Source organism: Hyphomicrobium sp. GJ21 (assembly GCF_001006785.1).
Classification (GTDB): Bacteria; Pseudomonadota; Alphaproteobacteria; order Rhizobiales; family Hyphomicrobiaceae; genus Hyphomicrobium_B.
Map to the genome: position 1 here is coordinate 1,302,070 of NZ_CDHO01000003.1, position 25,171 is coordinate 1,327,240.

The 25,171-nt window shown below is 62.8% G+C and carries 21 protein-coding genes; 7 read left to right on the forward strand and 14 right to left on the reverse strand.

Going from position 1 to position 25,171, the window contains the following annotated elements:
- Positions 1–4: 4 nt before the first annotated feature.
- The gene (locus HYPGJ_RS14495; protein ID WP_046847763.1) at positions 5–2,434 is read right to left on the reverse strand and encodes an adenosylcobalamin-dependent ribonucleoside-diphosphate reductase; all 2,430 of its coding nucleotides are present in this window, start codon (positions 2,432–2,434) and stop codon (positions 5–7) included.
- A gap of 243 nt (positions 2,435–2,677) precedes the next feature.
- Here HYPGJ_RS14495 and HYPGJ_RS14500 point away from each other — a divergent pair, with 243 nt between their 5' ends.
- Positions 2,678–2,998: a multidrug efflux SMR transporter gene (locus HYPGJ_RS14500; protein ID WP_013216714.1), complete on the forward strand. Its 321-nt coding sequence runs from the start codon at positions 2,678–2,680 to the stop codon at positions 2,996–2,998.
- Between the two features lie 25 nt (positions 2,999–3,023).
- Here the strand turns inward: HYPGJ_RS14500 and HYPGJ_RS14505 are convergent, their stop codons facing one another.
- From HYPGJ_RS14505 to ftsE, 4 genes are all read right to left on the reverse strand, one after another.
- On the reverse strand, positions 3,024–3,821 hold the full coding sequence (locus tag HYPGJ_RS14505) for a lysophospholipid acyltransferase family protein (protein ID WP_046847764.1): 798 nt from the start codon (positions 3,819–3,821) through the stop codon (positions 3,024–3,026).
- Positions 3,814–4,458, reverse strand: a complete 645-nt coding sequence (locus tag HYPGJ_RS14510) for a YdcF family protein (protein WP_046847765.1) — start codon at positions 4,456–4,458, stop codon at positions 3,814–3,816. Before HYPGJ_RS14510 ends, HYPGJ_RS14505 begins: the two co-directional genes overlap by 8 nt.
- Positions 4,459–4,612: 154 nt before the next feature.
- A complete protein-coding gene (locus HYPGJ_RS14515) occupies positions 4,613–5,731 on the reverse strand; it encodes an ABC transporter permease (RefSeq protein ID WP_046847766.1) in 1,119 nt (372 codons plus the stop codon).
- Positions 5,715–6,371 carry a cell division ATP-binding protein FtsE gene (ftsE, locus tag HYPGJ_RS14520; protein ID WP_046847767.1) on the reverse strand — a complete coding sequence of 219 codons (657 nt, stop codon included), beginning with the start codon at positions 6,369–6,371 and terminating at the stop codon, positions 5,715–5,717. The genes HYPGJ_RS14515 and ftsE overlap by 17 nt, the downstream gene beginning before the upstream one ends.
- A 167-nt stretch (positions 6,372–6,538) precedes the next feature.
- On the opposite strand from ftsE, the gene hpt reads away from it, so the two are divergent.
- Positions 6,539–7,081, forward strand: coding sequence for a hypoxanthine phosphoribosyltransferase (gene hpt / locus HYPGJ_RS14525; protein WP_046847768.1), 543 nt, complete (start codon positions 6,539–6,541; stop codon positions 7,079–7,081).
- A 37-nt stretch (positions 7,082–7,118) separates the two neighbouring features.
- Positions 7,119–7,481, forward strand: coding sequence for a response regulator (locus HYPGJ_RS14530; RefSeq protein ID WP_046847769.1), 363 nt, complete (start codon positions 7,119–7,121; stop codon positions 7,479–7,481).
- Between the two features lie 28 nt (positions 7,482–7,509).
- Here the strand turns inward: HYPGJ_RS14530 and moaA are convergent, their stop codons facing one another.
- The 3 genes from moaA to mobA all read right to left on the reverse strand — a co-directional run bounded on the left by moaA (position 7,510) and on the right by mobA (position 9,833).
- Complete coding sequence (moaA, locus tag HYPGJ_RS14535) at positions 7,510–8,559, reverse strand: GTP 3',8-cyclase MoaA (protein ID WP_046847770.1); 1,050 nt, start codon at positions 8,557–8,559, stop codon at positions 7,510–7,512.
- Positions 8,560–8,631: 72 nt separating this feature from the next.
- Positions 8,632–9,186 (reverse strand): molybdopterin-guanine dinucleotide biosynthesis protein B, encoded by a 555-nt coding sequence (gene mobB / locus HYPGJ_RS14540; RefSeq protein WP_046848441.1) that lies wholly within the window; start codon positions 9,184–9,186, stop codon positions 8,632–8,634.
- Positions 9,187–9,209: 23 nt separating this feature from the next.
- Positions 9,210–9,833, reverse strand: coding sequence for a molybdenum cofactor guanylyltransferase MobA (gene mobA / locus HYPGJ_RS14545; RefSeq protein WP_046847771.1), 624 nt, complete (start codon positions 9,831–9,833; stop codon positions 9,210–9,212).
- A gap of 167 nt (positions 9,834–10,000) precedes the next feature.
- Between mobA and HYPGJ_RS14550 the strand changes: the two genes are divergently transcribed.
- Complete coding sequence (locus HYPGJ_RS14550) at positions 10,001–11,539, forward strand: P-loop NTPase (protein WP_046847772.1); 1,539 nt, start codon at positions 10,001–10,003, stop codon at positions 11,537–11,539.
- A 9-nt stretch (positions 11,540–11,548) separates the two neighbouring features.
- Here the strand turns inward: HYPGJ_RS14550 and HYPGJ_RS14555 are convergent, their stop codons facing one another.
- Together HYPGJ_RS14555 and HYPGJ_RS14560 are read right to left on the reverse strand one after the other, a co-directional pair.
- Positions 11,549–12,523, reverse strand: coding sequence for a c-type cytochrome (locus tag HYPGJ_RS14555; RefSeq protein WP_244466173.1), 975 nt, complete (start codon positions 12,521–12,523; stop codon positions 11,549–11,551).
- Positions 12,524–12,710: 187 nt separating this feature from the next.
- Positions 12,711–14,657: a malonate decarboxylase subunit alpha gene (locus HYPGJ_RS14560; RefSeq protein ID WP_046847773.1), complete on the reverse strand. Its 1,947-nt coding sequence runs from the start codon at positions 14,655–14,657 to the stop codon at positions 12,711–12,713.
- Between the two features lie 272 nt (positions 14,658–14,929).
- Between HYPGJ_RS14560 and HYPGJ_RS14565 the strand changes: the two genes are divergently transcribed.
- Positions 14,930–16,375: a DHA2 family efflux MFS transporter permease subunit gene (locus tag HYPGJ_RS14565; RefSeq protein WP_046847774.1), complete on the forward strand. Its 1,446-nt coding sequence runs from the start codon at positions 14,930–14,932 to the stop codon at positions 16,373–16,375.
- Positions 16,376–16,603: 228 nt separating this feature from the next.
- Here HYPGJ_RS14565 and HYPGJ_RS14570 read toward each other — a convergent pair whose 3' ends face one another.
- The gene (locus tag HYPGJ_RS14570; protein WP_244466256.1) at positions 16,604–17,125 is read right to left on the reverse strand and encodes an S-adenosylmethionine decarboxylase; all 522 of its coding nucleotides are present in this window, start codon (positions 17,123–17,125) and stop codon (positions 16,604–16,606) included.
- Between the two features lie 308 nt (positions 17,126–17,433).
- Complete coding sequence (locus HYPGJ_RS14575; protein WP_046847775.1) at positions 17,434–19,770, reverse strand: AsmA family protein; 2,337 nt, start codon at positions 19,768–19,770, stop codon at positions 17,434–17,436.
- A gap of 102 nt (positions 19,771–19,872) precedes the next feature.
- Between HYPGJ_RS14575 and HYPGJ_RS14580 the strand changes: the two genes are divergently transcribed.
- Both HYPGJ_RS14580 and HYPGJ_RS14585 read left to right on the forward strand, forming a co-directional pair.
- A complete protein-coding gene (locus HYPGJ_RS14580) occupies positions 19,873–20,646 on the forward strand; it encodes a pentapeptide repeat-containing protein (RefSeq protein ID WP_046847776.1) in 774 nt (257 codons plus the stop codon).
- A 98-nt stretch (positions 20,647–20,744) separates the two neighbouring features.
- Positions 20,745–21,491 (forward strand): thermonuclease family protein, encoded by a 747-nt coding sequence (locus HYPGJ_RS14585; RefSeq protein ID WP_046847777.1) that lies wholly within the window; start codon positions 20,745–20,747, stop codon positions 21,489–21,491.
- Positions 21,492–21,499: 8 nt separating this feature from the next.
- Here HYPGJ_RS14585 and HYPGJ_RS14590 read toward each other — a convergent pair whose 3' ends face one another.
- Both HYPGJ_RS14590 and HYPGJ_RS14595 read right to left on the reverse strand, forming a co-directional pair.
- Complete coding sequence (locus HYPGJ_RS14590) at positions 21,500–23,227, reverse strand: SDR family oxidoreductase (protein WP_052750917.1); 1,728 nt, start codon at positions 23,225–23,227, stop codon at positions 21,500–21,502.
- A 54-nt stretch (positions 23,228–23,281) separates the two neighbouring features.
- Positions 23,282–25,075, reverse strand: a complete 1,794-nt coding sequence (locus HYPGJ_RS14595; RefSeq protein WP_046847778.1) for an OmpA family protein — start codon at positions 25,073–25,075, stop codon at positions 23,282–23,284.
- Positions 25,076–25,171 lie beyond the last annotated feature (96 nt).

The window sequence follows — 25,171 nt, forward strand, 5'->3', positions numbered from 1 at the left end:
GAAATCATCCGCAATGAGAGTAGGAGCAGACGGCGCAGGTCCAGCACCCCTCGATCCGGCGGAGCGCTCGCTCTCCGCACTTGGGGCAAGCGCGGGCGCCGGGGATTGGCGCGGAATGCTGGCGATCGTCTTCCCGCGACGCGTCTGCGAGAGGCGCTCTGCGATCTTCGGCTGAGCCTCGCGCAAGGGCGACGGGTCGACGAAGCGTGCCATGATCGTCCACGCCCTCGGCCTCGTCGCGATTGAGAAAGCCGATGCGGAGCATATGTTCTTCGATCACGTCACCGATGGCGGCAAGCAGGCTCGGAACGTAACGCCCGCCCATCCAGCGCCCGCCCTCGGGATCGAAAACCGCCTTTAACTCTTCGGCAACGAATGCGACGTCGCCGCCGCGGCGGAACACGGCGCTGATCATCCGTGTCAGCGCCACGGTCCAAGCGTAATGCTCGAGGTTCTTGGTATTGATGAACACCTCAAACGGCCGCCTGCGCCCGTCGCGCACGATGTCGTTGATCGTGACGTAGAGCGCGTGCGCGCTCGCGGGCCACTTGATCTTATAGGTGACGCCTTCGAGGGCTGCGTCCCGCTCGAGCGGCTTCGTCATGTAGACGACGCCCGGGGTCGTCGCATCCTCCATCGGAACGCTGACACCTGCGGGCTTCCCGGATACGGGAGTTGCGAGCTTGCCTGACTGATCCGCGTCACCGTTCGCTGGCGCTTCACGCGACAGCACGGACCCCGTGATCGCATTCGGGCGATACGTGGTGCAGCCTTTGAGGCCCGAGTTGTAAGCCTCGATATAGATGTCGCGGAAGCTCTCGAAGCGGATGTCTTCCGGGCAATTGATCGTTTTCGAGATCGCACTGTCGACGTAGGGCTGGAGCGCCGCCTGCATCGCGACGTGCTCCGACGGCGTCAGCGTCTCCGCAGTTACGAAGGCCTTGGGAAGCACGGCATCGTCGCCGAATGCACTCCGGAACGCGCGGTGCGCGAAATCCTCGACAGTCTCTTCCTCTGCGCCACCGCCATCGCCCAGTACGCGCCTGCGGAAAACGAAGTCGAAAACGGGTTCGATACCGCTCGAGACGTTGCCCGCGAGCAGCGAGATCGTGCCCGTCGGCGCGATCGACGTCAGGCAGCCATTGCGCAACCCGTTGGCTGCGATCGCCTCGCGCACGTCATCGTCCAGTCGCGTGATGTTGGGGCGCGTCAGCATCGCGTTCGCATCGTAGAGTGGGAACGCGCCCTTTTCCGCGGCGAGTGCCGCGCTCGCTCGGTAAGCGGCATTCTGGATGATCGCCATCCACCGTGCCGCCTGTTCGCGCGCCGCCGCGCTGCCGTAGGACAGGCCGAGGAAGATCAGTGTGTCTGCAAGCCCCGTCACGCCGAGGCCGATGCGCCGCTTCGCCCGCGCCTCCTGCGCTTGCTGCCGCAGCGGATAGCGCGAAATATCGATGACATTGTCGAGAAAGCGAACCGCCGTCGCGACACGGGCTTCGAGTTTCGTGACATCGATGTGCGCCGTCGCGGTGAAAGGCTCTTCAACAAGACGCGCGAGATTGATCGAGCCGAGCAGGCACGCGCCATAAGGCGGCAGCGGTTGCTCCCCGCACGGATTCGTCGCCGAAATCGTCTCGCAGTATTGCAGGTTGTTGGCGGCGTTGATGCGATCGATGAAGATCACACCCGGTTCGGCATAGTCGAACGTCGCGCGCATGATCTGATCCCACAACGCGCGCGCCGGAACGGTCTTGTAGACCTTGCCGGAAAAAACCAGGTCCCAGGGCGCGTCGCGGCGCACGGCATCCATGAACGCGTCCGTGACGAGCACCGACAGATTGAAATTGCGCAGCCGCTGCGAGTCCGCCTTCGCCGCGATGAACGCTTCGATATCGGGATGATCGCACCGGAGCGTCGCCATCATCGCGCCGCGCCGCTGTCCCGCCGACATGATCGTTCGGCACATCGCGTCCCAGACATCCATGAAGCTGACGGGACCCGAGGCATCCGCGCCAATGCTCTTGACCGGCGCACCGCGCGGCCGAAGCGTCGAGAAATCATGTCCGATGCCGCCGCCTGACTGCATCGTGAGCGCCGCTTCCTTCACGCTCTCGAAAATGCTCGACAGATCGTCCGCAATTTCGCCGAGCACGAAGCAGTTGAACAGCGTCACGTTACGGTCCGTGCCCGCGCCGGCCAAAATGCGCCCCGCAGGCTGAAAGCCGAAGTCCGCCATCGCGTCGTAGAAAGCGCCGGCCCATTTCTGCTGCTGACGTTTGCCGCCCTTCTCCGCGGACGCGGCCGCAACAGCCACCCGCCGGAACGTGTCTTCGAGCGTCAGATCCGCCGGCACGTTCGGCGAGCCGCCAAAGCGATACTTGCGCCGCCAAATGGCGGTCGAGATCGCGGGCAAATCTGAAAAAATCGCGCTCATGGGGTGACCCCAGATATGGGAACGGAGCTCACTTTTTCAATTTCTTGTTCATGATATGTTCCGTAGGCATTGGTGTCAACGCTTTCCGCCGATCACAACGCATTTCGCTGCGAACTAACGTCCGAAAAGCTCCGAAACCTTTGAAACCCTCCCGAAGCAGGCTATCTGACGTCCAGGGAGGACGACCTCCCGATTTTCCACATCAGCGACCGGGACGACCCGGCTCTCAAAAGGAGGCCGGTCATGGCTTGGCTTTTGCTCATTTCCGCAGGACTGCTCGAAACCGTTTGGGCGTTCTACATGAAGAAGTCGGACGGCTTTACGCTGCTGTGGCCGACGGTCATCACCGGCGTCACGATGCTCGCGAGCTTCGCGCTGTTGTCGGTGTCGATGAAAACCCTGCCGCTGAGCAGCGCCTATGTCGTCTGGACGGGCATTGGCTCGGTCGGCGCGTTCATTCTCGGCGTGATGGTGCTCGGTGAGGAAGCGACCGCGATGCGCGTTCTCTCTGCCGTGCTCATCGTCAGCGGGATCGTCTTGATGAAGGTGTCGAGTTCGGACTGAAGCAGCCCGCAGGCTCAGCGCGATTTCACGCCGACGTGCGCGCAGCCTCGCGCGCCAGAGGCGGCGGTGACGGCGCCATCGCCGCTTCTTTGATCAGCCGCAGGCTCGCGTCTTCGATTGCGGTCTCGATGCGTGAGCGGAATTCGGCGCGCGGCAGCCCAGGCGGCAGCGACGGCAGAAACTCGACGACGATCGTACCGGGATACCGCCACAGGCTCCGCCGCGGCCAGAACAAGCCCGAGTTCAGCGCCATCGGAACGGTAACGACGTTGAGCGCTTCGTAGAGCGCGACGTAGCCCGGCTTGTAGTCCGGCGGCGCGCCCGGCACCGTGCGCGTGCCTTCCGGAAAAATCACGACTTCGCGCCCCATCCCGACGCGTTGCCTGGCATCGCGGATCAATGCCTTCAGCGCCGCGGAGGCCTTCTCACGTTTGACCAGGATGTGCTCGAACTTGACGCAGAACCAGCCGTAGAACGGGATCCACTTCAGTTCATCCTTCAGCACGATCGCCGGATCGCGAAACAGCGAAATGAGCCCGAACGTATCCCATGCCGATTGATGCTTGGCGATGACGAGGCAGCCGCTCTTCGGAACGTACTGCTGGCCGCGCACCTGAAGCTTGGTGCCGCAGATCAGGCCGAGCAGCCAGACGCACGTCCGTCCGTGCAACTCGAGGCCCTTCATCGCCCATCGTCGAGGGCCGAGCAGCAGCCAGGAGCCGAGCACGAGGTAGAGCGCCGTCACGATGTAGAACACCGCGAAGTAAATCAGCGAGCGAATGACGACGAGAGGGCTTGGCCCAGGCTTTGCGATGTCAGCCATTGGAGCTCGTCGATCCCACGGCAGCAACGGAACGGTCGCTGCGCCAATTCAGAACGCGCTGCGCCGCGAGGCGCGCGACGGCGGGCAGAAATTTCAGATACTCCGAAACGAGAACCCGCGTCGTGCTCGAGTGCAGCCACCACGCGGTCTCGGGGAAATGGCGCGGCGTGACGGGATAGGGAATGAGCGTCACCTTCGGCATCACGAGCGCGAGTTCGGCGAGGCTCCTCGGCATGTGATAGCGCGAGGTCACGATGATGAGCTTGGTGTAGCCGTTGTTGCGCGCCCAGGTCCGCGTTTCGTCCGCGTTCCCGACCGTGTCGAGCGCCTCATATCCGAGATCGACGCAGCAGTTGAATGTCTTTGCATCGAGCCCGAGAAGCCGCTGCATCTCTTCACGACGGACCTTCCTGTTGACGCCGGAGATCAACAGACGTTTGGCCCTGCCTTCGTTCAACAGCTTGGCGCCGGCTTCGACGCGAAGATCGCCGCCGGTCAGCACCACGATGCCGTCCGCCTTGTCCCAGCCGCCGACGTCATCCCGTGTCACGGTCACGGAGAAAAGCACGAAGCCGAAGACCAGCGCCCCGATCCCAAGCGCCAGCAGCAGAACGATGATTTTCGATAGTGTCTTCATTGTGCAAGGTGCGATTGCGGATGATGCGAAAACCACGTCTACGGCTGGATCGGAACCTCGCTTTTTGAGTCGGTTGCGATGTTCCGGCAAGCCGCATTCTCATTTCGCATTTCGCCGACCGCCGCAAGTCCCCCGGTCATGCACTGCAATGAAATCAGTGCTTGCCGTTGAGGATGCGGTGAACGCCCACTCGCGAGGTGCCCATGCACAGGCCTGCAATAATAATGACAACAAAGCCGAGGATGAGGTAGCCAAGCGCGTCCAGCGAACCCGTTCCGACGAGCCGCTGCATTTCGACGGCGCCAACCGGCCCGCCCCCGAGCAATTCCGTCAGCCAGGGCATGCACATGAAGACGATCATCGCGCACGTCGCGCCGACGATGCCCGCCTTGATCCCAAGCCGCAGAAAATGCTTTTCGAATTCCCGGGATATGAATTTATCGGTCGCGCCGACGAAGTGCAGCACTTCGACGATTTCGCGGTTCGACGCCATGGCGCTACGCGTCGCTGAAACGATGATGGCCGTTGTCGCGGCGGCAACGAGCGCCAGAATTGCGAGGCCGCCCAATGCGAGAGAGCGGGTCACGGCGCGGATCTGCTGCTGCCACCGGCGATGGTCGTCAAGTGACACGCCTTTGAAATCGCGAGTGAGCGCCTGTCCGACTTCCGCGAGATCCGGCGGCTGATTTCGGTCCACCTCCACCGCGATGAGGCGCGGAACGGGCAGCGATTTGAGGGCATCGCCCGAGCCGAGCCAGGGCTGCAGCAGGTCGGCGGAATCAGCCAGGTCGAGGGCCCGGACGTTCGCGATGCCCTTCTGCTTTTGCAGGTAGCTGACGACGTCCGCGACCGCCTTGTCCGTATCGCCGTTCTCCTGCGGCGTGACTTGAACCGTCACCTCGCTCGCGATGTCATTGAGCCAGGCGTCCGAGGACTCCTTGATCATCCAGACGGCGCCCGCCGTCAGACACGCGAGAAAGCACATGATGGCGATGACGAGCGTCAGCGAGCGGCCGGTGACCGAGCCGGGCGGAACGACCGGCGCCATCACCTTCATCTTGCGTCCGCGATCGCTGCCGCGCGTCGGAACGTACAGGTCGCCCGCCGCCTCCGGCGCTGGGGGAACATTGGGTCCGGCGGGTCCTTGACGCGCGTAGAGCGGCGGCTCCGTCGACGGCACCATTGTCGTCGGCTCGTCGTAAGGATCGTAGCTGCCCGGCATCGGCATGGCGGGCTCAGCGCGTCCGGGAAAGCGGCTAGATGATCCGGACATGGCCCCTGTGCACCTCAATGCGCGGCGCTTTGAATTGCCGCATGAGTTGATGATCGTGCGTCGCGATAACGACGGAAGTGCCAAGCCTGTTCAATTCCACGAACAGACGCAGCAGCCGCCGTGCCATCTGGGGATCGACGTTGCCAGTCGGCTCATCCGCAAGCAGCACTTCTGGCTTGCCGATGACCGCTCTGGCTATGGCCGCGCGCTGCTTTTCCCCACCCGACAGCACCGACGGGTTAGCATACATCCGATCGCCAAGACCCACCCATTGCAAAAGATCGGTGACGTCTTCGCGGTAGTCGGCTGGCTTTTTGCCGAGCACCTGTAGCGGCAACGCGACGTTTTCCCAGACGGTCAGGTGATCGAGCAGCCGGAAGTCCTGGAAGACGATGCCGATGCGGCGGCGCATCTGCGCACGCTTCTGCGGCTTTACAGCGGTTATGTCTTCATTGAACATGCGAATTTCGCCGCGACTGGGGTGCAGCGACATGAACATCAGTCTGAGCAGTGAAGTCTTACCCGCTCCCGATTCGCCATGCAGGAAGTGAAATGAGCCGGGCCGCAGATGAAACGTGACATCGGTCAAAACGTCCGGGCCGCTGTCGTATTTCAATCCGACGTTCGTCAAGCGAATCACGGGGTTTAACCTTGGCAGGAAAAGTTTGCGTCACGTGTTTGAAGCTGAGCCGCGTATAGACACGTCAAAGCCGAACCGATCAATCGATTACGATTGTGGCGCAGTCGTGTACACAGGAAGCTGGTAGCCTCCCGCACGGTGCACCGCGGGACTAAGCAGGATGTAACATGTCGAATACGGAAGTTGGACATTCCATTGAAACGATTTTTTCCGCGGAGGAAATCCTCAGCAGGCTGCAGGTGCTGGCGCAGGAAATTGCCGCAAAACGGCCTGAAAATCTGCTCGTAGTTCCGATACTCAAGGGCAGCTTCGTTTTCGCCGCCGATCTGCTGCGGGCGCTTCATGCTGCGGGACTTGCCCCTGAAGTCGATTTTCTAACACTGTCCAGCTACCGGAAGAGCCGGTCGTCGTCCGGGCAAGTCTCCATCCTTCGCGATCTCGATCTCGACGTGCAGCAGCGTCACGTGATCCTGATCGACGATGTTCTCGATTCCGGTCGCACCCTGGCCTTCGCAAAGGATCTGATTTCGGCGCGCGGCGCGGCGAAGATCGAAACCTGCGTGTTGCTCGATAAGCGGGCCGCACGTGCCGTCTCGATCGAGCCCGACTATTGCGCGTTCACCTGCCCTGACGTGTTTGTCGTTGGCTACGGCATGGACGTGGGGCATCGCTATAGAGAACTGCCGTTTGTCGGACGGCTTGTCGACTGAGTGAACGGACCTTCGGGTCACGCGTATGAGGTGTGAGATGGCGACGATCCTGCTTGCAGATGATGACGCCGCTGTGCGCGACCTGGTTCGCCGCGCCTTGAGCGCCGAGGGCCACACCGTGCACGTCACTCAGGACGGATTGGAAGCGCTGGAGTTTTTCAACGCGAACAGTGGTCCCATCGATCTGCTAGTGACGGACGTCGACATGCCTCAGCTCGACGGCATCTCGCTAGCCGAAAAAGCTCTGACGGCGCAGAGCAATCTTGCTGTTGTTCTGATGTCCGGCTTTTCCGATCAGCTCGAGCGCGCCGCAGGTTTGCGCGCCCGCCGTCTGCTGTCGATCGCCAAGCCTTTCACGCTGGATCAGATCAAGCAGGTCGTGCGCACCGTGCTCGCCTAGGGAGACCGAACGCCCAGTATCGCCGGTATCAGCCGCCCGTAACGCTCATATGGCGCGCAAGCGACGGCGTTTTCGTGCGCCGGTCGATGATGAAATCGTGGCCCTTGGGCTTTCGTGCGATCGCGTCGGTGATCGCAGCGTCGAGCAGAGCCGGATCTTCCGAGGCGCGCAGCGGCGCACGGAGATCCGCGGCATCGTTCTGGCCGAGGCACATATAGAGCGTGCCCGTGCAGGTGAGGCGCACGCGATTGCAACTTTCGCAGAAATTATGCGTCAGCGGCGTAATGAAGCCCAGCCGTCCGCCGGTCTCCTCAACCTTGACGTAGCGCGCCGGACCTCCCGTGCGATACGGGCTCTCTTGCAGCGTGAAGTGATCCATCAGCCGCGCTCTGACGACCGATAGCGGCAGGTATTGCGCTGTCCGGTCTTCGCCGATGTCGCCGAGCGGCATCGTTTCGATCAGCGTGATGTCCGCGCCGCGCCCATGCGCGAAACGGACGAGATCGGGAATCTCGTCCTCGTTGACGCCCTTCAGCGCCACGGCGTTGATCTTGATCTTGATACCGGCCTTCTCAGCCGCATCGAGACCGCGCAGCACGGTTGCGAGATTGCCCCAACGCGTGATGGCCTTGAACTTGTCGGGATCGATCGTGTCGATCGAGACGTTGATCCGCTCGACGCCTGCGGCCTTGAGTTCGCCCGCATACTTCTCGAGCTGACTGCCGTTCGTCGTCAGCGTCAATTCTTTGAGGTCGCCGCTTTCGAGATGCCGGCCGAGCGCCTCGAACAGCCACATGATATTCTTGCGAACCAGCGGCTCTCCGCCGGTGATCCGAAGCTTCTTCACGCCGCGTCGCACAAAGGCGCTGCAGAGCGTATCGAGTTCTTCCAGCGACAGGAGGTCGCGTTTCGGAAGAAACGTCATATGCTCCGACATACAGTACACGCAGCGAAAGTCACATCTATCGGTAACCGATACACGCAGATATTCGATCTCGCGCCCGAACGGGTCCACGAGTTGTGCTCCCTGCGGGGCCAGCGGACCGGAAATCGCTGCCTGTGCCAAACCTGCTGCCATTCTTTCAATATCGGAGGTTGCGTGGCCTGCCGCAAGGGTATGCCGGGACGCAGGGTTGCCAGATTCTAGGTGTCAGGCTCTCTGGCGCATATGCTCGCTGAGACCCAGTTTTTTCTCGATGAGTCCGGCGATGCCGGCAATGTCATCGAGGTTAAAAACGGGTTTCCCTTGCCCATCGACTTCGTAGTCTGACGCAATGGCGAGAACGAGTGCGTCGGACGCCGCAAGCAGCTTTTCCGGCGCGACGGCCGCTCGCCGCACTTCGATCTTCGGGATGGCGGCCGACTTGTAGCCTTCGACCAAAATGATATCGGCGGGCTTCAGCCTTGCCGCCACGGCTTCGAGCGCCGGCTCTCCGGCGGCTTCGATCTCCTCGATGATCGCGACGCGCGAGCCGGAAACGATCGCCGTCTCAGCCGCTCCGGCAGCGCGATGCCGCTGCGTGTCGCTTCCCGGCGCATCGATGTCGAACTTGTGATGCGTGTGCTTGATCGTTGCCACGCGCAGGCCCTTGCCCGCAAAGTGCCGGGCCAGCTTTTCGATCAAGGTCGTCTTGCCGGAGTTCGACCAGCCGGCGACTCCGAAGAGCGGCAGCGCAGGAGATGCGGACTGAAAATGTGAGGCCATGCGTGTTTCCTGCTCCGTCATTTTTATGCTTTGCCGGCGAACGCGCGTGCAGCGGCGAGATCGTCCGGTGTGTTGACGTTGAGAAACGGGTCCAACGCCATGCCGTCAATGTCGCGCATCGCGAACGGCACCGCAACCGCGTTCAGCTGTTTCGTCAGCGCGTTGACGCTGAGCCGACGTTGTTGCAGTGCATCAGCGATCGCAGCCCTCGAATTCACCGGCCAGATCGCAATCGTCGGATGTCGCTGATCCGCCGACGTCGCAACCGCGATGCCGCCGTTGCGCCCGGCATCGAGCCTCTGAACGAGATCGAGCGGCAGGAACGGCACGTCGGTCGAAACCGTCGCGAGCGCCGTGCAATCGTGCGCATGCTGACTTTGCCAATCGAGCGCCGCGAGCAGCCCGCTCAGCGGTCCAAGCTCGGCGTTTTTCTGGTCGGCGATGGTTGGGAGATCGAAACGCGCGAAGCGCTGCGGATCGCCGTTGATGCTGAGGGCAAGCCGCCCGACCTGCGGACGAAAACGCGCGATGACGTGATCGAGCACGCTTCTGCCGCCAAGCTCGGCCAAGCCCTTATCGCCGCCACCGAAGCGGCGCGACTTCCCGCCTGCGAGGATCACTCCGAGAATGCGATCGCGTTGCGTCATGGACGACGCTTTAGCATTCCTCCCGCGCCTCGCAAGTTGCGCGCCGGCAAATGACCCGGCCCATTGGCCGCGTGCGTGTCGCTTCCATCCTCTCCCGCATCGATTTATACCGGTTCCAAACAGGACCGCTTCGCGCTGCGTTTCGCTGCGCCCAGGAGACTCCCCACATGGCGATTGAAAAAGCCGAGGTGCTGACAGCACTTCGCCGGGTGAAAGGCCCCGACCTGACCAGCAACATCGTCGATCTCGGCCTCGTCTCCGAAATCCTGATCAAGGACAATCGCGCCTATTTTTCGATTACCGTTCCGGCAGCGCGCGCCCACGAATTGGAGCAGTTGCGCCTCGCGGCCGAGGCAGTTGTCGCCGAACTCAAGGGCATTCAGGGCGTCACCGCCGTTCTGACGGCAGAGGCGACCGAAGGCTCGCCAGCGCCGAAACGGACGGTTCTGCCGATTGGCCGTGCCGAGCACCCGCGCGTGCAGGCGGCGCGGGCCAAGGGCGCCACCGGCGACGGTTCGGGACCGCGCCAGGCAGCCGCCGCAGCGGCCGCCGGTCAGGGCGTCAAGGCGCAGGCTGTCCCCGGCGTTAAGCAGATCATCGCGGTCGCCTCCGGCAAGGGCGGCGTCGGCAAATCGACGATCGCCGTCAACCTCGCGCTCGGCCTGCAAGCGATCGGCTTGAAGGTCGGCATCATCGACGCCGATATCTATGGCCCGTCGCAGCCACGTCTGCTCGGCGTCTCCGGCAAGCCGCAGGTCGCGCACGACAAGGTCATCAAGCCGCTCGAAGGCTGGGGCGTCAAAGTCATGTCGATGGGCTTCCTCGTCGACGAAGACACGCCGGTCGTGTGGCGCGGCCCGATGGTCGTCTCCGCATTGAGCCAGATGCTGCGCGAAACCGAGTGGGGAGGGGACGGCGGCGAGCTCGACGCGCTGATCATCGACATGCCGCCCGGCACAGGCGACATCCAGTTGTCGATTTCGCAAGGCGTGCCGCTATCGGGTGCTGTCATCGTCTCGACGCCGCAGGACCTGGCCCTGATCGATGCCCGCAAAGGCATCGCGATGTTCAAGCGCGTCGAAGTTCCGATCCTCGGCATCGTCGAGAACATGAGCTACTTCCTCTGCCCGAAATGCGGCGAACGTTCCGACATCTTCGGACACGGCGGCGCGCGCGACGAAGCGCGGAAGCTCGGCGTTCCGTTCCTGGGCGAAGTACCTCTGCGCATGGAAATCCGCGAGGCGTCGGACGCCGGCAAGCCGGTCACGGTCGCCGAGCCCGAGAGCAAATACGCGCAGCTCTTCCGTGATATCGCCGGTCAGGTCTGGAGCGAAGTCGAGCGCGCCAAGGGAACGCTCACGCCGCCGCCGCATCTCGAAATCGCAGACGGCGGAAAAATGCTGAAGGCGGCATTCCCTGATGGGCGCACGTTCGAGCTATCGGCGGAATTCTTGCGTGTCGTTAGCCCATCGGCCGAAGTGCAGGGCCATTCGCCGTCGCAGCGCATCACCGTGCCGAAAAAGAAGCACGTCAAGATCACGGGCTTGACGCCGGTCGGCAACTACGCCGTCCGCATTGCCTTCGACGATGGCCATAACTCAGGGCTCTACACCTGGGGTTATCTGCATCTGCTCGGCCGCGAGAAAGACGAGCGCTGGGGCAAATACCTCGAAGAACTCGCCGCCAAAGGCATGACGCGCGAGTAGCTGCCGAAATTAGCGGCGCGCCTTGCTTTTGAGTGCCGCAGCGGCAGCTTTGATCGGCGCGAACGGCCCGAGCTTGTGCTGCTCGATCGAAAAGCCGTCGGCATAAGGCCCGTAGGGCGCGTCGACCGGCTTTTCCAGTTTGTCCGGATAATCGCGACTGAGGTCCGGCAGTTTCGGTCGCGGTTGCGCGTTCATGTACGCGGCAACGTCCCAGGCGTCGCTGGGCGAAAGCGCCGGTTCATTCCATGTCGTGCCGGCCGGCATGTTGCTGTGAACGAAATTCGCCGACTCGATCAAACGGTGCATGCCCGCGCCGTCGTTGAAACTGTCGGCGCCCCAGAGCGGCGGAAACATATAGCCCTTGGCGTCCCCAGCTTTGCCGTTGCGCTGACCTTCGCCATTGTTGCCGTGACAGGCCGCGCACGTCGTGGCGTAGACTTTCTTTCCCTTGTCGGGGTCCGCCGCGCGATCCAATTCCGACATTTGCCCGCTGCCACGCCCGTCGATCGCGCCTCCGGCCGGATGCCCGGACGATAGAAATTTCAGATACGCAACGAGCGCCGTCATTTCCGGGCCTTCAGGCGGCAGCGGCTTGCCGTTCATACTGCGCTCCATGCAGTTTTGAACGCGCTCTTCGATCGTTTCGACGCGCCCGATCCGCGCCGCATACGCCGGAAAATTCGCGTAGACGCCGACGAGCGGGAGCGCGAACTTTTGCGTCCCGGCGCTGATATGGCAACTCTGACAATCGAGGTTGTTTCCCGCGAAGCGCTTCTCGGCGTCCGCGACTTCCGGACCTATCAGCGACGAGGTTTTGCTGACGAGATCGCGGCCGTACCGAACCAGTTTTCCCGAGGCGTCGTCAGGCAGCTTGTCGATGTCGGGAACGGTCCACGCCGGGGGCGACGGAGTAGCGGCGCCGTCGGCATCGCACGTCCCGGGTATCGTAAGCGCCAAGACGGCAACCGCAGCGCTTAGCAACATCAAGGTGTTTGTTTTTGGACAGATCATAGAGCGACCCCCGCTGAACGGAGCAGCAAGATACAGGAGCCGATCGCTTATGTAAGCGGGGCTCCCGTTCTTGGTTTGCCGTTCATGCGCCGCCAAAGCTTCGATTTGATGCGAAGTATTCGCGCTTTGGTGAACGACGAAGCGGCGGCGCGTCGCTGACTTATTCCGCCGCCGTCGCTTCTTCGAGAGAAGCGGCAGCTTCCTTGGCGCTTTCATAGACGCGTGTCTGCAACCCGCGCCGCCGCAGAGCATCCTGCAGCTTCTGCCGGGTCAGCGCGCTCGTCGCATAGCGTGCCGTTCGCGCGTAATAGGCTTTCGACAGTTGCGCGACCATGTTCGCGTAATCGTCGTAGAGGTCCTCCGCGATCCGGCAGCTGTCCTGGTTGATCAGCGTGTTGACGCGCTTGCCGGCCTTTTCGCACGCCCCAGCGATCGCCTTCTGAAGATCGGTAATGTCGCTCTTCTTGCGCACGCTCCACGCGCTGAGGTCGACAGAAAGAACGTTGCGCTCAGCATCGTAGGAAATGCGCTCACCGAGTTTCTGATTGAGAAGATCGGAAAGCAGATCCATCGGCCCGTCGCGGAAGATCGCGGGATTCATCGGGATCGGATTGTGGATGTGCGGCTTGAACGCCATGTGCGGAAGAATATCGCGCTCGATGTCGATGCCCGGCGCGACTTCGATCAATTCGAGGCCGTGGTCGGTCAGCTGGAACACGCAGCGTTCCGTCACGTAGATCACCGGCTGCGATTTCTGCGCCGCATATTTGCCCGAGAACGTCACCTGCTCGACCTGGTTGACGAACTTGCGAGCGCGCCCCTCTTTGACGATCCGCAGCTTGCCGTCTTCGATCGCGATCTCGAGACCGCCCGCCGTGAACGTGCCCGCGAACACGACCGCGCGCGCGTTCTGCGAAATGTCGATGAAGCCGCCGCAGCCGTTCAGCCGTCCGCCGAACTTGCTGGTGTTGACGTTGCCCATGCTGTCGCATTCCGCCATGCCGAGGCAGGTCAGGTCGAGACCGCCACCGTGGTAGAAGTCAAACATCTGGTTCTGATCGAGAATTGAATGCGCGTTGGCCGACGAGCCGAAGCTCGATCCGCCCGCCAGCACGCCACCGACTGCGCCCGCTTCCGTCGTCATGACGAGATAAGGCGTGACTTTCTCTTCGTTCGCGACGTTCGCAACGCCGTCCGGCGCACCGACGCCGAGATTGATGACGCCATTCGGCGGCAGTTCGAACGAAGCGCGACGCGCGATGATCTTGCGTTCGTCGAGGTTCATTGTCGGCAGATTATCGACCGTCACGCGCACTTCGCCTGCGAGCGAAGGATCGTACATCACGCCGTAGTTCATGCGGTGCAGCTCGGGCGTTTCAGCGACGACGACGCAGTCGACGAGAATGCCCGGAACTTTCACGTCTTTGGGCTTGATCGAGCCATCGGCCACCAGACGCTCGACCTGCGCGATCACGACGCCGCCGTTGTTGTGCGCGGCCATCGCCTGCGCCAGCACGTCGAGCGTCAGCGCTTCCTTTTCCATGCTGAGATTGCCGTTGGGATCGGCGCTCGTCGCGCGGATGAGCGCGACGTTGATCGGCGTGGCCTTGTAGAACAGCCACTCCTTGCCTTCGACCTCGACGAGCCGGACGAGGTCTTCCTTCGTCACCGAGTTCACCTTGCCGCCGCCGAGACGCGGATCGACGTAGGTGTGCAAACCGACTTTGGTGAAGAGGCCCGGGCTTCCCGATGCGCAGCTCCGGTAGAGTTTGGAAATCACGCCCTGCGGAAGATTATACCCTTGAATCTTGTCTTCCTGCGCGGCGGCGGCGACCTTCGGCATGCGTCCGAAGTTGGCGGCGATCACGCGCTTCAGCAAACCTTCGTGATGCAGTCGTCCGGTGCCGAGACCTTTGCTGTCGCCCGCGCCCGCGCACATGATGAGCGTCAGGTCGCGCGGCGCGCCCGTTTCGACGAAGCGCCGTTCAAGCGCGGCATGCAACGATTCCGGGATGCAGCTCTGGACAAAGCCGGTTGTCGCGATGACATCACCCGGGCGGATACGTGCAATGGCTTCATCAGCCGAAACGACTTTGTTGATGCGCATGTTGGCGTTTCCCAGGGTGTTCCCCCGCTCGGGTTCCGCGGACCTTCATCCAGCACAAACCGGGAGGTGTTGTTGCTTTGTTCGTAGTCGGCGGACTTCTGACGAGCCCACGTCAGCGAAATAGCTTTTCTCGGGTGTCGACGCACCACTCAACCGGGTAACGACGGACTATCCGGCAGCATTCCAGCGGTTTTTGCCGCACCCTGGAGCACGGCTGCCATGTCGCCGGAATGCGGGCCCACGGGCGTTTGTAAGCGTGTTAGAGAGCCCCGATGACCGAACTTCTGCGCCGCAACCTTATTCCGCTGATCGTCGCCACGGCGCTGTTCATGGAGAACATGGACGCGACCGTGCTCGCGACCTCGCTACCCGCGATCGCGAAAGACCTCAGCGTCAATCCCATTAACCTCAAGCTCGCGCTGACGACATACCTGTTGGCGTTGGCCGTTTTCATTCCGGCATCGGGATGGATGGCGGACCGCTTCGGCGCCAAGAACGTCTTTCGTGCCGCGATGGTCGTTTTTGCCATCGGCTCCATCGCCTGCGCGCTCTCGACCGGCCTCGTGACCCTCGTCGCCGCGCGTGTGCTGCAAGGCATGGGCGGCGCCATGATGACCCCGGTCGGCCGCCTGATCGTGCTCCGAACAATCCCGCGCGCGGAAATCATCGGCGCGATTGCATGGCTTTCGATACCCGCGCTCGTCGGCCCCGTCGTCGGGCCACCGCTCGGCGGCTTCATCACGACGTATTTCAACTGGCGCTGGATTTTCTGGATCAACATTCCCGTCGCGCTTCTGGGCCTCGCACTGATCACGCGCTTCATTCCCGACGTGCGCGAGGACGCGCCCTCGAGCTTCGATCTGCGCGGCTTCCTGCTGATCGGACCCGGCCTGTCGCTATTCCTCACCGGTGTCACGCTGATGGGCGTCGGCCTGGCGACGCCGCAAACAATCGGCGTCATCACGTTGCTTGGAGCGGCGCTGCTGGCGGCCTACGTCTGGCACGCGATGCGCGTTCCCGAACCGCTCATCGACCTCAATCTGCTGAAGATCCCGACCTATCGTGCTGGCGTCATCGGAGGCTTTCTGTTCCGCGTCGGACTCGGCGCCGGACCGTTCCTGCTGCCGCTGCTGTTCCAGGCGGGATTTGGCCTCACCGCATTTCAATCCGGCATGCTGACGTTCGCGACGGGCGTCGGCGCGCTGTTCATGAAAACGCAGGTGGCGACGATCCTCGGGCGCTTCGGCTTTCGCCGCGTGCTGCTCATCAATGCTGTCGTCTCGAGCCTGTTCGCGCTGCTACCCGCCGTGTTCACGATCGACACGCCGGCGCTGATGATCATTCTGCTGTTTCTCGCCGGGGGATTGTCGCGCTCGCTGCAGTTCACGAGCCTCAACACGCTCGCCTACGCCGATATCCCGCCCGAGCTTCTAAGCCGCGCGACGAGCTTCGCCGCTGTTTGCCAGAATCTCTCGGGCTCGGTCGGCGTCACCATCGCGGCCATCGGATTGGAACTCGTGCAGAAGGTCGAAGGCGGCAACGCCATCGAAGTTTCGCACTTTCCGCCGGTCTTTCTGCTCATCGCCGCGATCTCGGCGTCGTCGGTCCTGATCTTCATGCGGCTTTCGAAATCGGCTGGCGCCTCGCTCCTGCCGACCGAAGCGATGAAAGCCGCCGAACCCGCCAAGGACGCCGCCCGCCTCAGCGAGCCGCTTTAGTCGCGAACGAGCACTCGCGATTCTGCTTTGGCGCAGACAGCACGAAAGCCGCGATCAGAGGACCCTGATCGCGGCGCCTGTCACTGGTACGAAGAAAGTCGAAGCAGCTTCGCGCGTGCGGCCAACTCCCCGCAAGGGGAGCAGCTCAGCGCAACGACACTTACCCGCGCCGGGCGGCCGGCTCCCCGCAAGGAGAGTCGCCCGGTGCAAACATTAAGAGTCGCTTTCTTAAGCCGCTTTCGCCTGGGCCCGCTGACGCTGGGTCTTGCGCGGCGCTTTCGCGATCACGCGCAATGCCGGCACGTCGAGGTCTGCCTGCGCCCGCTTGCGCTGGATGACGGCCTCGCGCGCCCCGAAGGCGTCCGCGAGAGCGAGCAAAGCCACTTCCGGCTTTACGCCCGCACATCCACGCGCGTCGACGGCCGCAAAGCCCGTCCGCGAGCATGCCTGCAGAGAGAGGTGCCCGGAACTCAGGAGCGCGACACCCGACACGCCGCCACCGGCGACGCGGTCAAGGTGGAGACTCTTGAGCTTGAGGCCCAGGGTCTCGACGGCACGCTTCGTCGCACGCTCGGCCGACTTGATGTCGTCGAGGCGCTTGGCGCCATGGAGATCGATAAAGATCGTAGTCCCTGCAGTGTGTACGCTTCGATCGACGATCGGACTCGAAATCGAGTCCTGCACTTCCGCGTTGAACTCAGCGCGCGAGTGATCTTCCTTTTGGGCGGTGCTTGAACGAGTCAAGTCCATCCCCAATTGGAAGAGGGTGTCATTAAAGGCCATATGACCCTCCCCAACCAGTAGACAGGTTTGACTCGCCCGCTCCTTACCTCATTGGTTCTGGAAAACCTCGACCATGTTGGCAGGTGGACAGACGAGAGAGCGTGCATATGAGGCCTATGCCCCCCCTGCGCAAGATTTTTTTTGCCCCATGCCGGATTTTTTTTCGTCGTGGAGGTCCAGGAGCTTAACCGAATGTTTTGCAATTGGCCGCGCGCGTCGTTTTAACGGGCGAAGCGTCCGTTTTTGACGTCAGAATCGCGACAAAAATGACGTCGTTACTCTTGCTGTTTACCGAAAAGCTTATTCAGCAAATTCTTCGCCGCCTTCTTGGTGCTGGCTTTGTCGCCGGAAGCGTCGCCATCGTCCTTGCCGAGCAGATCGTCGGCGATCTCGTTGACGCTTTTGCCTTTGTACTTCTTGCCAAGCTCTTTGATCGTGTCGACCGCCTTGCCGGGATCGGAAAGCACGCCCTTAAGGTCGGGCCGGTAGCTCGGCCGATCCCACGAGCCCGAGATTCTCACCGGCACTTCGATCCCGGTCTCCGTGGCGTTGCCGTCCTGGCCTACGAGAGACGCCACGAGCTTGGGCTTAACGGTATAATCGACCGTCCGCTCCGGCATGTGGATGATCCCCGCGCCGGAAACGCGCAGCAGCGGGCTCAGAAGCTGCAAATCCTGATTTTGCGCCACGCCGTTCACGACGGTGAACGAGGCCGCGAGCGCACTGAAGTCGGTCTTCTCGGACGGCGACTTCTTCAGCCCCGAGAAATCGCCGTTCGCGAGGCCGTGCAGCGCGCCCGGCAGATTGAAGCCGACGACCGCGCCATCGGCGAACCGGAACGCGGCGTTGCCGTTCAAGTTTTCGACGAGCTGCAATTGGCTCTGCCCGTTCGCGGTGAGGTTCAGCGCCACGTTGGCCTTGCCGGATAGCCACTCGAAATTCGCCGCATCCCGCAGGAACGGCAGCGCCGAAACGCCTTGCAGGTTGACGTTCGCGGCAAGATTGGCCGAACCCGTCGAACCGTCGAGTGTCACCCTGCCTTTGCCGCGCCCCTGGTACAACTCGACATCGTTGAAGTCGGCTCGCATCGCGGCGTCCTTCACGGCGATCGCCACCGACGAACGCCCGAGCGTCATGTTCTTGAAATGGATTTTCCCGGCGCTCGCGCGAATGTTGCCGTCGGCGACGTTGAGCAGCGTCAGATTGAGCTTTTCGCTCGACCACCCGGCGCGCTGGACGGCGCCGTAAACTTTCGCACCCGGATTCTGAGCGGGCGCGTTCAGAAGCTTCTCGATCTCGTCTGGCTGCTTTGCGCTGCCACCCGAGTTTGCGTTAGCCGGAGGCGCTGATGCGGGCGCGCGATCCGGCTCGCCCGCACTTTCCGTCGCGAGCACGCCGGTGACGGCGCTTGTGAGATAATGGTTGAGATCGAGTTCGGAGATCGCGAGATCCGCCTCGACGAACGGCCGGACGCCGCCAGTCGTGACACGGATCGTTCCCTTCGCGACCGCGCCGTCGAGGCCGAACTGCGCATTCTGGAAATCGGTGACATTGCTGCTCGTTTTCAACGTGCCCTGGATCGACAGCGGCCCGAATCCGGAAACCGGAGGCAGCCGCGTACCGAACCATTGCGCGAGCGCGCGTGCAGAGTCTGATTGCGCGTTGACCTGACCTTCAAGCGCGACGCCTTCGTCGAGCGTCACGCTACCGTCGTAGGATGCCGCCAGCACATCGTTCTTCGCTTTGAACTTGAGATGCGCCGGTTGCTGCAGCTTGAAATTGCCGACGTCGGAAACGGAACCGTCGAAATTGAGCAGCTTATCGTGCCAGGCGAACTGGCCCGTCGCCGTCAACGGCTTGCTGAGTGACGGAAGCCCGAGCTTCGCGTTGACGCCATGCACCTGCTCGGTTCTGCCGCTGCGTTCGTCAGTGAAGCGGAACGTGCCGCCTTCGATCCTCACGTCATCGAGCTTCAGATCATGAATTGCGATGCCGCTCTGCGCAGCAGGTGCAGCGTCCGCCGCAGCCATCACGAACGGCGCGACGTCGGCGCGCGTACCTTGTGCCTGAAGCTCGGCATAGCGCACGGGCTCTGGGCCTGACGCAAATCGCCAGTTCTTGCGCCCGTCCTTGTCGATGCGGAAATCGAACGTCGGATTTCTGAGCACGAGCGACTGAATCTCCGCGCGACGGGATAACAGCGCCGACGCGTTGATGCTGACGTCCAGCGCCTGCATCTGCGCGAGCTTGCCGTCCATGCCCGGCGGTCCCGACAACGACACGTCTTTGAGCGAGATGCCGACCGCAGGATAGAACGTGAAAGACGCCGGTCCGGCCATTACGAGTTCGCGCCCGGTGCGCGAGCGAACTTCGTCGGCGATCCGCTGCCGGATGAAGTCGCTCGGCGGATTAAACGCGAGATAGGCGACGCCCGCGCCGCCAACGAGAAGCACGAAGAGGAAGAAATAGACGATGCCAAGCAGGAGGCCGTTGCGTCGGGGCGGCGGCGGAGGGGGCGGCCGCCGGCGCGGACCGGAACCGAGCGGCGCACGAACGTAGTCCCCCCTAGAGCCGGGAAACTGTGGAGGTGGCCCAGGAGGTTGCGGTGCCATTCAAATCCTCGGAATTCGGTTAGTAGCTGGTACGTGAAACTTCAGGCCATTATATGATCCGTCGCTTGGGCGTCGGACGTTTTTTTGCTCGGCGGAGGACGAATGTTGGTTGGGCGCAAAGCAATATTGTGGATGATCCTCTGCTGCGCGGTTCCGGCTGCTGCGCGCGCCGCCGATATGACCGCGCGACAGGTCACGGCCCTTCTGTTTGCCACACCCTCGGGCCAACCGCCCAATCTCTCGAACAAGGATCTTTCTGACCTCGATCTGAGCGGCCTCAATTTCAAGAAAGCCAAGCTCGACGGCGTCAATTTCTATGGTGCGGATCTGACGGGAGCCGATCTCTCCGGCGCGAGCCTCAAAGCCGCGCGCCTCGATCGCGCCACGCTGATCGGAACGGATTTATCGCGCGCCGATCTCTCCGGCGCCAGTATTTTAAGGCCGAATGTCTTTGTCGATATGGCGACGCCTCGCGCGCCAATCCTGTCGTTCCGAAACGCACGTCTGGTTGCCGCGCATCTGAACGGCCGGTTCGATTCTGTCGATTTCAGCGACGCTGATCTGACGTCGGCGACATTCGGCCCGCGCGATCCGCGCGAAGAGGTTCTGATCACGCCGATGGCGAGCCTCGCCGCAGCGAACTTCAGCCGCGCCAATCTGACGGAAGCCAATCTCAGCATGAACAGTCTCGAGCACGCGAACTTCCGCGACGCCAATCTGGCGCGAGCCAATTTGCGAGGCGCGCGGCTTGGCGGCGCGAATTTCTCTGGCGCGACACTTGACGGCGCGGATCTGACGGGCACGGCCACCGTCGGCGCCAACCTTTCCGAAGCTCGCGGCCTGCAATCGGCAATCGGCCTATCTGCAACCCGATGATTGCCAGCGCGGACGGTTGTTATTGCAATATAAGATTGCATAACTCGGACACGAGTCCGCCCAGGTTGTGACACACGACTCACCGAGTCTCGACGCCGATGAATGTTTTGGCGTCCGTCCTGTCCGTAAAACTTAGCCGCACCGGTCTCTCGGCCGGTGCGTTTTTCGCTGCGCTCGCGGTACTGCTTCTTGTGCCGGCGATTGCCGTCGCAGTGACAGGACCATCAGCCACGAACGATCCGGCGATCATCACAGGACAAGCCCAAGTCGTCGACGGCGATACGCTCGATGTCGGGCCGACGCGCGTCCGTCTCGAAGGCATCGACGCGCCGGAACTGGCGCAGACGTGCCTGACCGCGAGCGGCGAGAGTTGGGACTGCGGCAAGGTCTCGGCGGCGTTCCTTCGCTCGTTGGTCCAACACAAGGACCTGACCTGCGACCGAACCGGAAGCGACGTCTACCACCGCACGCTCGCGGTCTGCATCGAGGACGGCATCGACATCAACGAAGCGATGGTTCGCGCCGGCATGGCGTGGGCGTTTGTCAAATACGCGCGCACCTACGTGGACGTGGAAGCCGAAGCGCGCGCGCGACAGACTGGAGTCTGGCAAGGCCCCGCCGAAGCGCCTTGGGACTTCCGGCGTGCCGGATGGAAGGTCGCCGAAGCGACCGCGCCGGGCGGCTGCGCGATCAAGGGCAACATCTCATCGCACGGCCATATCTATCACATGCCGTGGAGCCCGTGGTACGGCCGCGTGAAGATCGACACCGCGCGCGGCGAGCGATGGTTCTGCTCGGAAGCCGAAGCGCTCGCCGCCGGCTGGCGTCCCGCGTCGCCCGATTGATCACCTGCTCACAGCCTCACGGCCGCGACTTCGCCATCCTGGAAATCTCGCGCCGGTAAGATTTTGGGCTCGAGCCAGCCGCGATAATGCGCAAGCTGACCGATGAGCGGCAAGCCAATCGCGACGTCGAAGCGAAAGCGGCCGCGATCGTCGACGAATTCGCGTGTGTCCGATTTCGGCGCCAGAGCACGCGGCAGCGCGATCTGACCGAGACGCCAGCCGATGACCGGCATTTCGATCCGCTCGCCGACTGCTTTGATTGCGAGCAAAATCTTGAACGGCCCAAAGCGCTCCGAGACAACATTGCCGCTTTCGTGCGTCAGGCGCGATGCGAAACGCTGCCCTGCGAAGTTTCGCGTCCAAGTCTCCTGCCCCGCGCGCCGGTCGACGCTGACGGTGATCGGAACGTCACGTCCGGCAGGAGGAAACCCGAACGCAAACCGGACGCATCGCGCCAGGAGATTGCGCGAAACGTCAATGTCAACTTTTCCGGCCCAGACCGGAACGCCGTCGTTGTCGTGGAAGGCACGCAACGGACACGGCAGCGCGCGATAAGCGTCCGCTCCGCACGCTTCAGCGAATAAACTCGAACCGTGATCGTTGACGCTACTCGAACGCGAGGTGCGCAGCGACGGCGGCAGCATTTCCGCTTCGATTGCATCCAACGAGAGAATCCCGACTGCGGGACCAGCGCCACTGGCAACCTCGCCTTTGAGAAGAGCGCGAACCAACGCTAAAGCGGGCAATATCGGCACGTTCGGCCCCGCGCCTTGTTCAGCAATCAGCTTCCATTGTGCGCAAATCTGGCGGCCATCACTATCAACGCCCGCGCAATCGACCGTCATGCCGCCGCGATCGGAAGCCGTTACGCTCGTCAGCTTCCGTGCGGATCGGAGAAGCGGCGCAAGCCGCCGCAAATCTCCGGCGACGCCGATCTGGCGAAGCTTCGCGAGGCAGAGCAACCCGAACTGCTCGACGCGCGATTCAAGTCCGGCATAAAACGCGACCCGCGACGTGATCGCGACCCGCGCCGGAAGCAGGTCCGCGTCTGCCGTCTCGACCGGCGACAGATAGCGAACTCCGAGCCCATCGATGCGAGAGCGCCGCACGCTGCCCCATCCGTATGTCGCCACGGGCTGGCCTTCCGAGAAAATCGCGACCGGCGATCCGGCATAACTCAAGATCGTGCCGATCACCGCCTCGCCGACGTCACCCGCGCCGCCAGGTGTGATGGCGATATCGACGGTATCGATGCGCCGCCAGCCGCGCGTCAAACTCGCGACGACGGCATCCGAGAGCGCGGGCGTCGAACTCGCTCCGGCCCGCGCCACCAATCCGCGACTGCGCGCGAACCCATCGAGCGTTGCTTCGAACTCAAGAAGATAATCGCGCGCGTCGGCAAGATCGATCCAGTGCGCGCCCATGTCGAGAACGGCGCGCGCCAGACGGTAATCCGCCGATTGGAATGGTCCCGACGCATCGATGACGAGCCACGGCGGGAGAGCCCGCAATCGCTCAAGGCTCTCAGGATCATCGCGCTCGAACGCAAGAAAGTCCACGGACGCCGACTTGTGCGAGATTAGGATCGCTTCGGCCGCGTGTCGCGCCCGCGCCTCATCACGCGACGTCACGACAAGTGCGATCTGTGGAATGGTCGCCAGCCGATCAGCCAGTCGCCGACCGAAAAAGCCGGTCGCGCCGATCAATACGACGGGGCGCATCGGCTCGTCTTTCATGCTGCACACCGAATGAAAAAAAGGCGCACCATTAAGATGCGCCTTTTTATGGGATCAGTATCTGTCTGGTCCGCCGCGATCGTCGGGGCCCTGGTCATAGCGATCGTCGTCGCGGCGTGGCGGCGGCACGGCCCGGCCTGGCGGCTCGTCTCCGCGTGCCAGCAGCGGCGTGATGCGCCGGACAGCAACGCGCCGGTTCAGACGCTCAGGCGCCTGCGTCGGCACCTTGAGATAGTCCTCGCCGTAACCCTGCGTGACGAGGTTCTCGAACGGCACCTGGAACTCTTCGGTGAGAACTTCTGCGACCGATTCCGCGCGTCGGTCTGACAGCGAGAGATTGTCTTCCTGCGAGCCGACCGCATCCGTGTAGCCTTCGATCATGAAGACCTCGTTCGGGTTGCGGGAGATCACGCGCTTCATCGCACGGGCGACGCGTTCGAGCTTGTTATACTCGCCCGGATCGACTTCCCACGAGCCGAACTCGAAGTTGATGTCATCGAGGTCGATGCGGCGCATGCGATCGCGCAGCGTTGCCGTGGCGCGGATTTCGTCCAGCGTATAGCGATCGCTGAATTCGTCCACCGGCGGCGCGCTCAGAGCGTCGTAGACGGCCTCATCGCTCGCGCCTTCGTACTCGACGATGTACTGATCGCGCGGGATACGGACGCGCGGCGGCGGCACATCGAGCATGGAGTTGAGGATGGCTGCGCCAGCCACCACGCCGATACCGATCCCGACGCCCGCCGCGATATCACGGCCTCTGACGCCACGGCGATCGCGGCGCCGGTTGTCGATGATGATCACATCGCGACCGTCAGGCCCGCGCCGGTAGCGCCGGAGCAGGCGTCCGTTCGCATCCGTCTCGGAATAGATCTTGACGTTGCCTGGCCGGTCAATGACGGCGATGTTCGTGCCGCTGCGACCCTTCTCGAAACGCGCATTCGGAGCGACGCGACGCAGACGCTCGGTCTCGTCATGCTGAATGACGAAACGATTGTTCTGCTTGAAGATCGTCCGGTTGCCGGGTTCCTTGATCTCGACGCCGCCGCCCGAAAAAGTTTTCTCGGTCCGCTGCTTGCGCAGGTTTTCGAAACGCACGCGCGCGTCAGCGGGTGACGGCGGTCGTGGAAGATTTCTGGCGCGATCCGCTGCTGCCCCGAAGCCGCCGACCGATGGCCTCGGACGATCGCCCGGTCTGAAGTCCGGCGGGTTGCCCGTTGGCGAAACCGCGTTCGGAGCCCCACCTGGGCCAGCATCGGGTCCGCCTCTGGAGTCCGGATGCCGATCGCCGAACCGTTTCTTATCCCGCGAGCCGCGATCGGGATTGAATCGATCCGGTCCGCGGTCCTTGGAGAACGTGTTCGGAGTCGGAGGCGCCGTTTCTTTCGGAGCGGCGTTGTTGACGGGCGGAGCTTCTTGAATTCGCGGCTGCTTCGTAAACGAAGGCTTGTTGCCGTCGTCGTTTCTACCCGGTGCAAACGCCGGCTTGTTCGACGGCGGAGCGTTGTCGAAGCCCTGATTGCGCTGTGGCCGTTGCGGCTGCCCGAACTGACCTTGCGGCTTCATCTCCTGCTGGCCGCCGCCGCGTCGCTCCTCTCGCGGCACTTGCCCCTGACGGTCGCCGCCACGCCGGTTCTCGCGCGGCTCCCTGCCTTGCATGCCCGGGCCGCCGCCTTGGCCGTCTTCGCGCGGCGCACGCCGCTCGCCGCCCTCGCGTCCGCGATGCTTTTTGTCCTGCTCAGTTGCTGCGTCGCCTTGCGGCGGATCCGCAAAGGATACCGTCGGCACCATGACGAAGGCCGACAGGAGGGAAGCCGCTGCAACAGCCGCCTTTCGGTGCGAAATCATTGAGTTCCTCTCGAAGCGAAATCCGAAGCCATCGCACGCCGCCAACACGAATCGGCGCGCGGGGCGCTCACCTCGCGAGCAAAAGCGCGGCCGGTA

What these genes read in the sequence shown, in the direction of transcription:
- HYPGJ_RS14580 (WP_046847776.1), top strand. Translation starts at nt 19,873, where the DNA reads ATGTTGGTTGGGCGCAAAGCAATATTGTGGATGATCCTCTGCTGCGCG.
- HYPGJ_RS14590 (WP_052750917.1), bottom strand. Translation starts at nt 23,227, where the DNA reads ATGAAAGACGAGCCGATGCGCCCCGTCGTATTGATCGGCGCGACCGGC.
- HYPGJ_RS14565 (WP_046847774.1), top strand. Translation starts at nt 14,930, where the DNA reads ATGACCGAACTTCTGCGCCGCAACCTTATTCCGCTGATCGTCGCCACG.
- mobB (WP_046848441.1), bottom strand. Translation starts at nt 9,186, where the DNA reads ATGGCCTCACATTTTCAGTCCGCATCTCCTGCGCTGCCGCTCTTCGGA.
- HYPGJ_RS14570 (WP_244466256.1), bottom strand. Translation starts at nt 17,125, where the DNA reads ATGGACTTGACTCGTTCAAGCACCGCCCAAAAGGAAGATCACTCGCGC.
- HYPGJ_RS14515 (WP_046847766.1), bottom strand. Translation starts at nt 5,731, where the DNA reads ATGTCCGGATCATCTAGCCGCTTTCCCGGACGCGCTGAGCCCGCCATG.
- HYPGJ_RS14510 (WP_046847765.1), bottom strand. Translation starts at nt 4,458, where the DNA reads ATGAAGACACTATCGAAAATCATCGTTCTGCTGCTGGCGCTTGGGATC.
- HYPGJ_RS14500 (WP_013216714.1), top strand. Translation starts at nt 2,678, where the DNA reads ATGGCTTGGCTTTTGCTCATTTCCGCAGGACTGCTCGAAACCGTTTGG.
- HYPGJ_RS14560 (WP_046847773.1), bottom strand. Translation starts at nt 14,657, where the DNA reads ATGCGCATCAACAAAGTCGTTTCGGCTGATGAAGCCATTGCACGTATC.
- HYPGJ_RS14575 (WP_046847775.1), bottom strand. Translation starts at nt 19,770, where the DNA reads ATGGCACCGCAACCTCCTGGGCCACCTCCACAGTTTCCCGGCTCTAGG.
- mobA (WP_046847771.1), bottom strand. Translation starts at nt 9,833, where the DNA reads ATGACGCAACGCGATCGCATTCTCGGAGTGATCCTCGCAGGCGGGAAG.
- HYPGJ_RS14530 (WP_046847769.1), top strand. Translation starts at nt 7,119, where the DNA reads ATGGCGACGATCCTGCTTGCAGATGATGACGCCGCTGTGCGCGACCTG.
- HYPGJ_RS14595 (WP_046847778.1), bottom strand. Translation starts at nt 25,075, where the DNA reads ATGATTTCGCACCGAAAGGCGGCTGTTGCAGCGGCTTCCCTCCTGTCG.
- HYPGJ_RS14495 (WP_046847763.1), bottom strand. Translation starts at nt 2,434, where the DNA reads ATGAGCGCGATTTTTTCAGATTTGCCCGCGATCTCGACCGCCATTTGG.
- HYPGJ_RS14505 (WP_046847764.1), bottom strand. Translation starts at nt 3,821, where the DNA reads ATGGCTGACATCGCAAAGCCTGGGCCAAGCCCTCTCGTCGTCATTCGC.
- hpt (WP_046847768.1), top strand. Translation starts at nt 6,539, where the DNA reads ATGTCGAATACGGAAGTTGGACATTCCATTGAAACGATTTTTTCCGCG.
- moaA (WP_046847770.1), bottom strand. Translation starts at nt 8,559, where the DNA reads ATGGCAGCAGGTTTGGCACAGGCAGCGATTTCCGGTCCGCTGGCCCCG.
- HYPGJ_RS14555 (WP_244466173.1), bottom strand. Translation starts at nt 12,523, where the DNA reads ATGTTGCTAAGCGCTGCGGTTGCCGTCTTGGCGCTTACGATACCCGGG.
- HYPGJ_RS14550 (WP_046847772.1), top strand. Translation starts at nt 10,001, where the DNA reads ATGGCGATTGAAAAAGCCGAGGTGCTGACAGCACTTCGCCGGGTGAAA.
- HYPGJ_RS14585 (WP_046847777.1), top strand. Translation starts at nt 20,745, where the DNA reads ATGAATGTTTTGGCGTCCGTCCTGTCCGTAAAACTTAGCCGCACCGGT.